This window comes from Pedobacter sp. N23S346, from assembly GCF_048515415.1.
Lineage (GTDB): Bacteria > Bacteroidota > Bacteroidia > Sphingobacteriales > Sphingobacteriaceae > Pedobacter.
Window position 1 is genome coordinate 712,666 of record NZ_JBLYEE010000001.1, and the last position, 12,886, is coordinate 725,551.

Genomic DNA, 12,886 nt, shown 5'->3' on the forward strand with positions numbered 1-12,886 from the left:
GAATATAAAGTATTATTTTTGTTGCATGATCAAAAATGTATTGGCTTTTGTAAGCCTTTTTGCCTCATTTCAATTACAAGCTCAAAATATAGATAAAGCTGATAATCAGGAGCCGAATGGGGGAAATGCAATTACGATTTCGATCTCTAAATTTGATCTGGTAAATGGCAACTCTTTTTTCGAGGAAGCCGAAGATCTGGAGAAAAAAGGCGATTTTAATGAAGCATTAACATTATTTGGTAAGGCAGCATTCGAATATAATGCCGTAAAAAACTTTAATCTATACGGTCAGGCGATTATAAAGATGAGCAATATGCATTATATGCTTGGTCGCTTTACAGATGCTGAACAAATTCTTTTGAATGTTGCACTCAAAAATTATTCTAAATTAGGCAGTAAAAGTGGCCTGATGAATACCTACGGTTTGCTAGGTAAGGTTTACCTGGCAAATAATAAATCTACTCAGTCGATGTGGTTTTACACCCAGCAGGGAATGTTGGCTAAACAGCTTAAAAGTAATAATTCATACCTCGAATCTGTTTTGGGTATTGTACAGGTTAAAATCAAAAAGAAGGATTTTACACTCGCCTTAAGAGATCTTAAAACAGCAGAATGGTTTGCAAATTCGGTTAAAATCACGAATTTCAAAGGCCAGATTCGTGATGCCAGAGAAATCATTGCTAATAAAACTTCTACAAAAACGGGCTCTAAATAATAATCCGAAATTATAATTTATCAACTTACGAAATTTCAAAAGGCTGAGCGCTGAAGAATTTCGCAGGTTTTGATGACAACACCATAAACTTTCGAAGTATTTCCCGCAATAAAGGCTACCAAAACTTCGCAAGTTGATCTTCATTCATTAAATCGAGATAGTTTCTTAGTGCTTAATCTCTTAAAACAAATATTTATATCAAACGTTAGCATTTTAGTAATTGTTAAATAAGAAGCTTTTATTAGATTTGATAAGTTTTAACAAGAGACGGTAATAATGCTGTCTCTTTTTTGTTTTTTCGTTAAAATGGTATCATATTGGCTATATAGAATTGAAAATGGATTTTAAATCATTTAAAGAGATGTTGAAAAGAGTATTTTTTATAATTTTTACTGCCGCTGTGATTGCATGTCACGCCGCACCTAAACCTCAGCCCATCGTTGAAGGTATTGCAAATGTTATGCCCGACCAGCAGCAACAACTCGTTATTAAAGAAGTGGTCAACTTGATCGAAAGCTATAATTATAAGAAGGTTCAGGTAAACGACTCTATTTCTTCTTTAATTTTAGATAAATACATTAAAGCTTTAGATCAGGGTAAAAATTATTTTTTAGCTTCTGATATTAAAGAATTTGAGAAATACAGAACTACGCTTGATGATGATTTCAAAAACGGCGATTTAAGTGGTCCGTTCTATATTTATAATGTCTATGCAAAAAGGTTAAATGAATACTTCACCTACTCTTTGGCACAGATCAAAAATAAATACGATTTCAATCAAAACGATACTTACGTTTACGACAGAGAGAAATTGCCTTGGGCAGCTTCTACAACTGCTTTAAATGATACCTGGAAAAAACGTGTAAAGTATGAATTGGTGAATCTGAATTTAGCAGGTTCTGCAGAAAGCAAAAACGTTGAAACGTTGACTAAACGATATCAGAATTTAAAATCTCAGACGGCTAAAACCAATAATCAGGATGTTTTCCAGATTCTGATGGATGCCTTTACAGAATCAATCGATCCACATACGAATTACTTTGTGCCTGCTAGAGCGACTGAATTTAATGAAGAAATGTCGAGATCATTCGAAGGTATTGGTGCCCGTTTACAACTGGAAAATGAGGTGGTTAAGATCTCAGAAATTATTCCAGGCGGACCTGCCTATAAAGGAAAGCAATTGAGTGCTGGTGATAGAATTATTGCTGTTGCCCAGGGAAATGATGACTTTGTTGATATCGTAGGTTGGAGACTAGACTTAACAGTAAGCAAAATTAAAGGTCCAAAAGGAACAAAAGTACGTTTAAAAGTTATTCCTGTTGGGAAAGAAATGTCTTCAAAACCAGTTATCATCGAAATGATGAGGGAAAAGGTAATTCTTGAAGATCAATCCGCTAAGAAAAAGGTAAAAACCATTAACTCCAATGGCAAAAGCTATAAAGTTGGTGTAATCTCGTTGCCTGCATTCTATGCAGATTTTAAAGCGGCAAATGCTGGAGATAAAAACTATAAAAGCACCACTCGTGATGTAAGAAAATTGGTTGATTCCTTGAAAAATATCGATAAGGTTGATGCAATTGTAATGGATTTGCGTGGTAATGGAGGAGGCTCTCTTGTAGAAGCCATTTCATTAACAGGTTTATTTATCGATAGAGGACCAGTTGTACAGGTAAAAGATTTACGTGGTAAAATTGAAGTAGATGAAGATGAAACTGCAGGCGTAGCATGGGATGGCCCATTTGGTGTAATGGTTGATCGTTTAAGTGCTTCCGCATCTGAAATTTTTGCTGGTGCCATCCAGGATTACGGTCGTGGTATTATCATGGGAAGCCAGACTTATGGTAAAGGAACAGTTCAATCATCTATTGATTTAAATAAACTGGTAAATCCAGGTATGTTGCAGAAAATTGCAGGTTTGGTAACTAGGGACAAAACGCTTGGTACTTCGCCAACTTCAACTGCTGTTGCTGATATCAACTTAGGTCAAATCAACCTGACGATGGCTAAATTCTATAGAGTGGCCGGAAGCAGTACGCAACATAAAGGCGTGATGCCAGATGTAGTCTTTCCATCCCTATATCCAATGGATAAAATTGGTGAAGATACGGAGCCATCTGCATTACCATGGGATGTGATTCCGCGTTCAAACTTTACGGCAGTAGCTAATTTATCTGCTGTTAAAGCCGGATTGATTAAAAACAGTGAACAACGGATTTCAAATTCCTTAGATTTTAAATATTTGAAACAAGATATTGCCGAATTGAAAAAACGTGATGCAGAAGTTTCCGTTCCTTTAAATGAAGCTAAACTTAAAGCTGAACGTGATGCTCAGGAAGCAAAATCTCTTGCCAGACAAAATGATTTAAGAGCACTGAGAGGTTTGCCAGCAATCAAAAAAGGTGAGAAGGTAACCAAGCAAGATACTTTTGATTTTATTGAGGATGAATCACTCAAAGTAATGGGCGATTTCATGCAGCAATCAGGTAATTATGTAATGAATTTAGGGGGTGCCGTAGCACCTAAACTTTAATAATTGGAAGTGAAAAAAAATCGGGCGATCTAAAATAGATTGCCCGATTTTTTTTAATTTACTTCAATATTAGATTTCAATTAAAAGATTGCCTGAATGCCGAGGGGGTAAGATTTGTTTTGGATTTAAACAATTTGGTAAAAGATTGCAAATGCTCAAAACCAAGTACATAAGCGATTTCACTAATAGAAAGATTCGTGGTGGAGAGTTTCTCTTTAGCCAGATCAATCAGTTTTTGATGTAAATATTGCTGTGTATTCTGGCCAATAAGTGTTTTTAATAGTCCGGAAAGATAACCTGGCGAAACATTTAGTTTTTCAGCTACATAACCTACTGTAGGCAATCCCCTAAAGCCTAGATTATCGTTTGCAAAATAATCCTTAACGATCTTTTCCAATTGATCAAGTAGCTGATGATTGATGGCTTTACGTGTAATGAATTGTCGTCCATAGAAACGTTGTGCATAATTGAGAAGCAACGCTATTTGTGCAATCACTACATCCTGAGTAAAGTGATCAATATTGCTATTGGTTTCTTTTTTAACTAATTGGGCAATGGCATTAAGAATTGTTTCTTCATTTTCAGAAACATGCAGGGCTTCAAATAATGCATAGTCGAAGAAATCATAATCTTTTATGGTTTTAGCCAGATGTGTATTCCAAAGTAATTCTGAATGGAAAAGAATCATCCAGCCAGTTGGACGATGGTATTTATCCTGATTTACTTCAACTGTAAAAACTTGGCCAGGCGCCATGAAAAATAACACACCATCATCAAAGTCGCTCATTTGCTGTCCGTATTTAATTTTAGCATCCGGAACACGCTTCAGTGCTATGGAATAAAAATCAAAAATCATCGTCTTTGATCGTCCATTCACCGGCACTAGCACTTCCTCCATGTTAACAACGCTAATTAAAGGATGCCCGGGCTTGGGTAATCCAGCCAGTTTATGATATTCTGATATTGTTTTAAAGCGGCAGCGGCTCAGGTTTTCCATGACTATAATTTACGTAAAATAAATCCCTTGCTCCAAATCCTGAATTAAACCGGAATATTGGGGTTCCCAATGCAAGTGCTGACGGGTTAATTTTCCGGAAGCAGGCCCGTTAATACTTGCAAAATGCTCAAACCAGCCAAAATGTGCAGCAACTTCATCTTTTGATTTAGATACAATAGGTAAGTTCAGCTGCTTACCAATGGCTTCGGCTATCGATTTAAAGGTTATTGATTCTTCCGCCACACCGTGAAAACGAGCTCCAGGCCTGGCCTGCTCCAAAGCCAATCTGAAAAGAACAGCGGCATCAAGACGATGAACAGCCGTCCATTGGTTTGCGCCATCTTCAATATAGGCTGATGAACCCTTTTGGCGGGCAATATCAATAAGCATGGGTATAAAGCCATGCAAATCGCCTTCGCCATGAACTGATGGCGATAAACGAACAACTGATATGCGTACATTCTTCGCCGCAAGGGCATCAACTGCTTTTTCGGATGCAATCCTGGGATTTTGACCATTATAATCAGGCAGTTTATCTTCGGTAGCAAGTTGACCAGGACTGACGATTAGCGTGCCCGAAGTAACAATAAAGGGCTTATCTGTTCCCGTTATTTCATTTCCAATAGTCTCTATTGCTACACGATCAATTTCACATACGGCTTTAAAACGGGTAAAATCATGAATAAATCCAGTGTGTATTATCCCATCAGCAGCATTTGCACCTTTGCGTAAACTTTCCAGATCTTCCAGGTCACCCTTATGCACTTCGGCACCGACTAGCAATAGTGCTTTTTCTGCAGTTTCATTGCGGGCTAAACCCAAAACCTGGTGACCGGCAGTAATTAATTCTTTTACCACAGCTGAACCAACAAAGCCTGTTGCTCCTGTTACAAAAACTTTCATAGCGATTTATTTTAATTTCATAAATAATGTTACATGAGTTTTGAGATACGCATACACATCTCTTAAATCACTATACAAAACTCCATTATTTTTGAGTGCACAATTTAGTCTAATCCATTTTTGATTTAGCCAAAACGAAACTATACAGGGCAAAAAAAAACTGCTGCATTTTAGCAATAGTCTCTCTATGCATAGCAGAATATATTAATCTTTCTTAGGAGGATTCTGACTTAACTGCATGGCCATCATTTCCTTCATGGTTTTATTCATGCCTTCAATACTTCCATCTAAGAAAATAATGTTACCCTCGCCATATTCGGCAAACTGTTTAATCGCTTCAGTCCACATGGTGAATAGAATTACTGAAGTATCTAAATTGGCCTGTTGCATTTCATGCGCCGCATTGGTCATTCCCTTTGCTACTTCCTCCCTGAATAATGCAATACCTTGTCCGCGGAGCTGTGCTGCTTCACGTTCAGCTGTTGCAGCAATTTTAATGGCGTTACCATCTGCTTCGGCACCCTTGGTTTTAGTAATTAACAGCGCCTGGCCTTCATTTTCTGCCGCAGCTTTTAAGTTGTTAGAAGCCACTACACGACTCATTGAACGCATAATTTCTTCATCGAAAGTAATGTCGTTTAATTGAAGATCTTGCAAATGATAGCCCCAGCCATCTAAAACCTGGTCTATTTGCTCCTTTACATGTAATACGATTTCGTTGCGTTGAGCCAAAACGTTCGCCTGCTTTTGAGTAGCTACATAGGCGCGGATGGAACCTTCAATGGTTCTGATGAGCGCCTGCATTAAGTTCGTTGCATCAACAAATTTAAAGGCTACATTTTTAATGGTTTCTTCATCCTGATTAATCACAGAATAAAGGAGCATCGCTTTAAAATATACATTGGCCTGATCTTGTGTTACTGCCTGAAAAGATAATTCAACCGACCTGTTTTGGATCGAGATTCGGGAGTAAATTTGCTCAATAAGCGGAATTTTGAAGTTTAGCCCGGGTCGGAGCATGCGCTGGTATTTTCCAAAAACGGTAACTACAGCGATAGTACCCTGTTTAACGGTAACAAAGGAACTCAGGAGAATAACAATTGCTAAGAAAATGAGAATGTAAATAGTGTATTGCATAATTAGAATTTTTATGAAGTTATAAAAAAATCATACAAACTACATGATCGTTTTTGTAGCTTTATTTTTTAATAACTGGACTTATATTACATGAAAAAGAAATTATTTATACCTGCTGCTGCATTATTGCTACTGGCGGCCTGTCAGAATGATAAAAATCATCAGGCTGCAGAAACAGATCAGCGAACTGTTTTTTTTGATGCGGCCGGAATGGACTCTACAGTAAAACCTGGAGATAACTTTTTCCTTTATGCCAATGGAAAATGGATGAAAAATATGCAGATTCCAAAAACAGAAACCGGATGGGGTTCATTTTATACCTTGTATAATGATAACCTGAAAAATTTAAGGTCAATTTTAGAAAATGCCGCAAAGGGTAGTGGTGGCAAGGGCAGTAATGAGCAAAAGGTTGGCGATTTCTATGCCAGCGGTATGGATTCTTTAACGATTGAAAAACTAGGTGTTGAACCGATTAAGCCGATCTTGACAAAAATTGATGCCATTAAAAATGACAAAGATTTAATCACGTTCATATCTGAAGGTTTTAAAAACGGACAAGGTGATTTGTTAGGTTTCGGGATCGAACCAGATGATAAAATAAGCTCAAAAAATGCACTGATCTTTACGCAAACTGGATTGAATTTACCTGAGCGCAGCTACTATTTGGATCAGGATGATAAGGCTAAGAAAATCAGAACCGCCTATTTGGCATACATCACAAAAGTGTTTAGCCTTGCAGGCGATTCGGCCAACAGTTCAAAATACGCTGATAATATTTTGAAACTGGAAACAATGCTTGCGAAATCTCATTCAACGCCTGTTGAACTTCGCGATCCTCAAAAGAATTATAATAAAGTAACCGTTGGTGACTTTCAGAAACAAATTCCCAATATCGATTTAAAATTAGTGTTGAAGAATCTTGGTGCATCGACTGACACGCTTATTGTAAGACAACCTAAATACTATCAGGCTTTATCTGCATTAATTAAAAGTCAGCCAATAGAAATCTGGAAGCAAAAGCTAAAACTTGATATGTTAGATCGTTCTGCTAATGCGTTAACGGAAGCTTTCAGAACCGCCAGGTTTGAGTTTTTTGGCAAGACATTAAGTGGTCAGCCTGCGCAAACCGAAAGATGGAAATCAATGGTGAACAATACTGATCGTTACCTGGGCGATTTACTTGGTCAATTGTATGCGGAACAATATTTTAAACCAGAAGCTAAAAAGCGGATGCTTGAGTTGGTGAACAACCTTCAGAAGGTGTATGAAGAGCGCATCAAAAAAGTAGACTGGATGTCTGCCGAAACTAAGAAGAAAGCTTTAGAAAAACTTAATGCCTTTATTAAGAAAATTGGTTATCCGGATGAGTGGAAAAAGTATGATGATGTGAAGGTTTCGAAGAACGCATATTTTGCTAACCTTCAATCGGCCAAGCAACATGCTTATAAAGAAATGATGTCGAAGCTTGGCAAAGATGTAGACAAAACAGAATGGTTTATGACTCCTCCAACTGTGAACGCCTATTATAATCCAGCTTATAATGAAATTGTATTTCCGGCTGGAATTCTACAATTTCCATTTTTTGCTTTCAATGCCGATGATGCGATTAATTATGGTGCAATTGGTGCCGTAATCGGGCATGAAATGACACATGGTTTCGATGATCAGGGGAGACAATATGATGCGGCTGGTAATTTAAAAGAGTGGTGGACTAAAGAAGATGCCGCTAAATTTAAAACTAAAGCAGACAAAGTGGTTGCCTTGTATAACAAGTTTACCTTGCTGGATAATCAGCATGTAAATGGAGAATTAACTTTAGGCGAAAACTTAGCTGATATAGGGGGTTTGAATATCGCTTATGATGCATTCAAGCTGACAGAACAAGGAAAAGGAAATCAAAAAATTGATGGTTTTACACCAGATCAACGTTTTTTCCTTGGTTTTGCACAGGTTTGGCGAATGAAAACCAGGGATGAATCGATGTTGGTTCGTATTAAAACAGATCCGCATAGCCCTGAAATGTTCCGTGTGAATGGTTCGGTATATAACATGGAAGCATTTTACAAAGCCTTTAATATCCCAACTACAGCCAAAATGTATTTGGCACCAGAAAATAGGTTAGGTGTTTGGTAATGATTAAGCAAAAAAAGCCACGATTGTTTAAACGATCGTGGCTTTTTTTTGCCTTTTAAAACAAAAGTTGTAATTTTTTGTATTTACTCTATTAATCTAAAATCATGAATGTAAAACGCACTTTTGGAACAATCTTAACTATCCTTGGAATTATTGGCCTTATTTATGCAGGATACGGATTCGTTAACCACAGTACAGCCAGCAGAGGATTGTTGGTGTATGGAATTATTGGATTGATATTTTTCGTATCTGGTATTGGTTTGGTTAAAAACACAAAGGATGAGAGCTAAGCGCTCTTCGCATTCCTAATCAAATTATCTGGCCGGAACCTACCTTAACTTCAATTTAAAAACGTTGATAGTAATGGAACTTAATAGGGATTGGACTAATCTTCTACAGTTTCTTTTTATGTCTGATAATTTGAAACTGGCTGAAAGCAACCAGACATCCAGCGAGGATTATAATTCCTGCTGACCATATGTTTTTCGGGTTCTGGTTAATGTAATATGCTGCCACTAATACTAAAACCGCTGCAGCGATCCCTATAATATAATGAAGAATTAATCCTTTTTTCATAAACAAAGATTCGGAAATATATTAAGAATGATGTAACAGAAGATTAATTTTTGAGGGTAATCTTATTATTTTCGAAGTTAAGTTGGTGACCTATAAAATCTATATCCGTTAATTCTTTCATGCGTTTAAATGCACGGTGATTTTCATCTACTGTAAGCTGATTAATTTTATCCTGTTTTATAGAAGTAACATCGGCGTAAAGGAAATCGCCTTTAGCGTTTACCTTTAGTTGAAGTAATGGTGCAATGCCATTATTACCTTTCAGACTGAACATGCCGTAGGTGCAGAAATTCCCCAGGCTGTAAGCAATAAACTTATTTTTATAAACCTCAACTGCGCGGGTAACATGTGGACCATGGCCTAAAACCACATCAGCACCGGCATCGATCACTGCATGTGCAAAAGCATAAACATTGCCGCGGTTTTCTTTATAGAAAATTTCGTTTTTACGGGTAACATGTTCAAATCTTGCGCCTTCGCCGCCACCATGAAAAGATACCACTACAATATCTGCCATTGTTTTCAGGCGGGCAACTAAAGCTTTTGCATTTTCAATTTTATTAATAGAAACGGTATTTTCATTTGGAGCGAAAGCACAAAAAGCATATTTCACGCTATCTTTCTCAAAAACCTCAAAAGGTTTATTTAATTGGCCAGCGTAGTGGATTTGTAGTGAATCTAAAATGTGTGCAGTGTTTCTTCTTCCCTTCGAATCAAAATCGCCAACATGATTATTCGCAATGCTTAATACATTAAAGCCAGCTTTTTTATAAATACCTGCATAACGCTCTGGCATTCTAAATGCATAGCAATTGTTTGGGTTGATGCCGTTACATTTTGTAGAATTTCCGGAGTTTAAGAAACAGCCCTCCAAATTTCCAAACACAATATCTCCTTTTAATAAACTATCAACCGCCTTAAAACTGTTTACCGCATCATCTGATGGAAGGTTAGAGATGGATGGAAAAGCAGACCCTAACATGATATCGCCAACTGCTGTGATGGATATCGTGTCTTTTATTTTTCTAATTACAGTGTCCGTTTTTGTCGCGGGCAACACCACTTGCGCATTATTGTTGGTGCAACTGAATATCGTAATGATCGCAAATAAGGATAAAATTATTGTTTTTATGAATTTCATTGGGAATTGATGGTAAAAAAAAATCCGCCAAAATTACTTCTGGAGGATTATATATTTTATTTATAGCTAACTGAAAATTGTTAACCGCAAACTGATTTATTCTACTGTAAATTCTTTTTTAAACGATTCTAACACACGGCCACCTTTGTAAAAATAACGGCTGTAATATGGTTCATTCAAGTTACTGATCACTACACCACGTGAACTTGAAGCATGTGCAAATTTGTTATCGCCTAAGTAAATGCCGACGTGAGAGATGCTTCTGCTTTTTATCTTGAAGAAAACTAAATCACCCTCTTTTAAATCTTCTTTGGATAATGGATCTACCATGCTAAAGATATCGCGGGAGTTCCTTCTGATGGCTGTGTTAAAAACTTTGTCGTAAATGGCCTTGGTAAAAGCTGAACAATCTATCCCTTTTTTGCTCGATCCTCCATAACTGTAAGGAGTTCCAATCCATTCGTAGATAAACTTATATAACTTTAAGTTCGAAGTTGCATCTACTGCAACACCCATAACCTGCGAGAAATATTGAGATGCTAAGTTGTCGGGGTCGTTTAAGTCTTTACTAGATTCTTTTGTTTTTGTTTGCGCAAATGCGGCTGAGAACGTGCAAATAGCGATTAGGGATGAAAACAAAAATTTTTTAATCATGTTATACAGTTATGTTTGGGTATTCACTTACACAGTAACGTAAACCATTTTGGCTTATTGTTGATTGTCAAAAGTATCGATTCTACAAATGTTATCCAAATGTTTGTGGTTAAAAAGTAAAAGTTATTAACATTTCAACGATTTTGGATTGTTAATAAACGAAATCTGAAGATAGATTTTTGTCCCAAAAATGTTGTAATGAGCCGTCAAAAAGAGCCACACTTCGATAAGATTTATTTTAAAGATTATCAATCTTTTATTTCCAAGGTCAATGATTTTTTTACTATAGTTCCATAAGGATTCTTTATAAAGCCTTTTATCTGACTATAATTCCATTAAATTATAACCGTAATTGATTACATTTGGTTAATCAAATCATTTTTCAATCTAACCCAGCAATTTGCGTGTCTTAGCTATAGACGGACAAGACACAATCCACATATAGCCCACCTTTGGTCCACATTCTATCCACCTTTTGTCTACAAATGCTTCGTGTTTGCTCCACTAATACGTCCGTTTTGTCTCGTATATTGCCCCACGGGTGGAACAATAACAATGCAAGTTAGTTAGGGCATGGTACAACATAGATGCATGGTATAAGGATTAGGTACAGAGAGGCTAAAGATCGATTGAATAATTGGAGAGTATTATTCGTGGTTTTCTCATTAATCCCAATAGCAGCAGTTATCCTTTTTTACTAATAAAGTCATCCGTTGAATAAAGTATTTTGCAGATTTTCATCAGATAACTAAAATATTTCAAAAAAGATGATGCGAATGGCAGGATTGTTTTGAACTAAGCATTGCTGCCTATGCCTTTCAAATAAAATTAGTAAATTATGGTTAAACAGGATTTTGCAGAATAAAATTTCACCTTTATTTGAATTAATAATTTGTTAAACCGTGAAGTGAAGGGTTAATAAAATTGTGCTTCAGGTAGAAATAACCATTATGATGACGAGGTGATTGGAAAACAAGAGTTAAATGTAATTTCATAGCTGATATTATGATGTTTTTACATTAGAAAGTGCCAAAAATTACAATAAAAAAATTAGATTTGCTGTCGCAAAAAAACAAATACCCTAAAATGAGTGCAGTAGAAATAAATAAAGATACCTGGTTAAAATGGTTCGAGTCGATGTTGCTAATGCGTAAGTTCGAAGAGAAAACCGGCCAGCTATACGGACAACAAAAAATACGTGGCTTTTGTCATTTATACATTGGACAAGAAGCTGTGGTTGCAGGTGCAATATCTGCAATGCAAAAAGGTGATTCGATGATTACAACTTATCGCGATCACGCTCATGCTTTAGCTTTAGGTGTAACTGCCGACAGCATCATGGCAGAAATGTATGGTAAAGCTACGGGTTGCTCTAAAGGTAAAGGTGGTTCGATGCACATGTTTAGCAAAGAACACAACTTTTATGGTGGCCATGCAATTGTTGGAGGTCAGATTCCGTTAGGAGCTGGTGTTGCTTTTGCAGAAAAATACAAAGGAACTGATAATGTTAATATTTGTTATATGGGCGATGGCGCGGTGCGTCAGGGTGCATTAAACGAAACTTTTAACATGGCGATGTTGTGGAAATTGCCCGTAATTTTTGTTTGTGAAAACAATGGTTATGCAATGGGTACTTCAGTACAACGTACTACAAACATGACTGATATTTATAAAATTGGTTTAGGTTTTGATATGCCATGTGCACCAGTTGATGGAATGGATCCGGTTGCAGTTCATAATGCAATGGATGAGGCGATTCAACGGGCGCGTAAAGGTGAAGGACCAACTTTCTTAGAAATGAGAACTTACCGTTACCGTGGACATTCAATGTCAGATCCTGCAAAATATCGTACTAAAGAAGAATTAGAAGATTATAAAGCTAAAGATCCTGTTGAACTTGCGAGAGAAACTATTCTGAAAGAAAAGTATGCAGATCAGGCCTGGATTGAAGAAGTGGAAGCGAAAGTTAAAGCTACTGTAGATCAGGCGGTAAAATTTGCTGAAGAATCCCCATGGCCGGAAGTAACCGAATTATACAAAGATGTATACATGACGGAGAACTATCCTTACGTAATGGACTAATATTTTAAAAAGATTTCA

Annotated in this window: 10 protein-coding genes; 5 read left to right on the forward strand and 5 right to left on the reverse strand. The window is 36.8% G+C overall.

Annotation, left to right across the window (positions count from 1 at the left end; translation table 11 throughout):
• Nucleotides 1-25: 25 nt before the first annotated feature.
• Together ACN1CD_RS03070 and ACN1CD_RS03075 are read left to right on the forward strand one after the other, a co-directional pair.
• The gene (locus tag ACN1CD_RS03070) at nt 26-715 is read left to right on the forward strand and encodes a hypothetical protein (RefSeq protein ID WP_419128776.1); all 690 of its coding nucleotides are present in this window, start codon (nt 26-28) and stop codon (nt 713-715) included.
• 337 nt (nt 716-1,052) lie between these two features.
• Nucleotides 1,053-3,245 carry a carboxy terminal-processing peptidase gene (locus tag ACN1CD_RS03075; protein WP_419128777.1) on the forward strand — a complete coding sequence of 731 codons (2,193 nt, stop codon included), beginning with the start codon at nt 1,053-1,055 and terminating at the stop codon, nt 3,243-3,245.
• Nucleotides 3,246-3,321: 76 nt separating this feature from the next.
• Here the strand turns inward: ACN1CD_RS03075 and ACN1CD_RS03080 are convergent, their stop codons facing one another.
• The 3 genes from ACN1CD_RS03080 to ACN1CD_RS03090 all read right to left on the reverse strand — a co-directional run bounded on the left by ACN1CD_RS03080 (nt 3,322) and on the right by ACN1CD_RS03090 (nt 6,282).
• Nucleotides 3,322-4,242 (reverse strand): helix-turn-helix domain-containing protein, encoded by a 921-nt coding sequence (locus ACN1CD_RS03080; protein WP_419128778.1) that lies wholly within the window; start codon nt 4,240-4,242, stop codon nt 3,322-3,324.
• A gap of 9 nt (nt 4,243-4,251) precedes the next feature.
• Nucleotides 4,252-5,145: an SDR family oxidoreductase gene (locus tag ACN1CD_RS03085; RefSeq protein WP_419128779.1), complete on the reverse strand. Its 894-nt coding sequence runs from the start codon at nt 5,143-5,145 to the stop codon at nt 4,252-4,254.
• 204 nt (nt 5,146-5,349) lie between these two features.
• Nucleotides 5,350-6,282: an SPFH domain-containing protein gene (locus ACN1CD_RS03090; protein WP_419128780.1), complete on the reverse strand. Its 933-nt coding sequence runs from the start codon at nt 6,280-6,282 to the stop codon at nt 5,350-5,352.
• A gap of 90 nt (nt 6,283-6,372) precedes the next feature.
• On the opposite strand from ACN1CD_RS03090, the gene ACN1CD_RS03095 reads away from it, so the two are divergent.
• Together ACN1CD_RS03095 and ACN1CD_RS03100 are read left to right on the forward strand one after the other, a co-directional pair.
• On the forward strand, nt 6,373-8,415 hold the full coding sequence (locus ACN1CD_RS03095) for a M13 family metallopeptidase (RefSeq protein ID WP_419128781.1): 2,043 nt from the start codon (nt 6,373-6,375) through the stop codon (nt 8,413-8,415).
• A 104-nt stretch (nt 8,416-8,519) separates the two neighbouring features.
• Complete coding sequence (locus tag ACN1CD_RS03100) at nt 8,520-8,705, forward strand: hypothetical protein (protein ID WP_419128782.1); 186 nt, start codon at nt 8,520-8,522, stop codon at nt 8,703-8,705.
• A gap of 329 nt (nt 8,706-9,034) precedes the next feature.
• Here the strand turns inward: ACN1CD_RS03100 and ACN1CD_RS03105 are convergent, their stop codons facing one another.
• Both ACN1CD_RS03105 and ACN1CD_RS03110 read right to left on the reverse strand, forming a co-directional pair.
• On the reverse strand, nt 9,035-10,132 hold the full coding sequence (locus ACN1CD_RS03105; RefSeq protein WP_419128783.1) for a CapA family protein: 1,098 nt from the start codon (nt 10,130-10,132) through the stop codon (nt 9,035-9,037).
• 96 nt (nt 10,133-10,228) lie between these two features.
• Entirely contained in the window at nt 10,229-10,786 is a 558-nt protein-coding gene (locus tag ACN1CD_RS03110) for a C40 family peptidase (protein ID WP_419128784.1), read from the reverse strand.
• A 1,086-nt stretch (nt 10,787-11,872) separates the two neighbouring features.
• Between ACN1CD_RS03110 and pdhA the strand changes: the two genes are divergently transcribed.
• Nucleotides 11,873-12,868: a pyruvate dehydrogenase (acetyl-transferring) E1 component subunit alpha gene (pdhA, locus tag ACN1CD_RS03115; protein WP_419128785.1), complete on the forward strand. Its 996-nt coding sequence runs from the start codon at nt 11,873-11,875 to the stop codon at nt 12,866-12,868.
• The last annotated feature ends 18 nt before the right edge of the window (nt 12,869-12,886 follow it).

Bases quoted from the DNA above. Each gene is read 5' to 3' on its own strand.
- ACN1CD_RS03070 (WP_419128776.1), top strand. From the start codon at position 26: ATGATCAAAAATGTATTGGCTTTTGTAAGCCTTTTTGCCTCATTTCAA.
- ACN1CD_RS03075 (WP_419128777.1), top strand. From the start codon at position 1,053: ATGGATTTTAAATCATTTAAAGAGATGTTGAAAAGAGTATTTTTTATA.
- ACN1CD_RS03080 (WP_419128778.1), bottom strand. From the start codon at position 4,242: ATGGAAAACCTGAGCCGCTGCCGCTTTAAAACAATATCAGAATATCAT.
- ACN1CD_RS03085 (WP_419128779.1), bottom strand. From the start codon at position 5,145: ATGAAAGTTTTTGTAACAGGAGCAACAGGCTTTGTTGGTTCAGCTGTG.
- ACN1CD_RS03090 (WP_419128780.1), bottom strand. From the start codon at position 6,282: ATGCAATACACTATTTACATTCTCATTTTCTTAGCAATTGTTATTCTC.
- ACN1CD_RS03095 (WP_419128781.1), top strand. From the start codon at position 6,373: ATGAAAAAGAAATTATTTATACCTGCTGCTGCATTATTGCTACTGGCG.
- ACN1CD_RS03100 (WP_419128782.1), top strand. From the start codon at position 8,520: ATGAATGTAAAACGCACTTTTGGAACAATCTTAACTATCCTTGGAATT.
- ACN1CD_RS03105 (WP_419128783.1), bottom strand. From the start codon at position 10,132: ATGAAATTCATAAAAACAATAATTTTATCCTTATTTGCGATCATTACG.
- ACN1CD_RS03110 (WP_419128784.1), bottom strand. From the start codon at position 10,786: ATGATTAAAAAATTTTTGTTTTCATCCCTAATCGCTATTTGCACGTTC.
- pdhA (WP_419128785.1), top strand. From the start codon at position 11,873: ATGAGTGCAGTAGAAATAAATAAAGATACCTGGTTAAAATGGTTCGAG.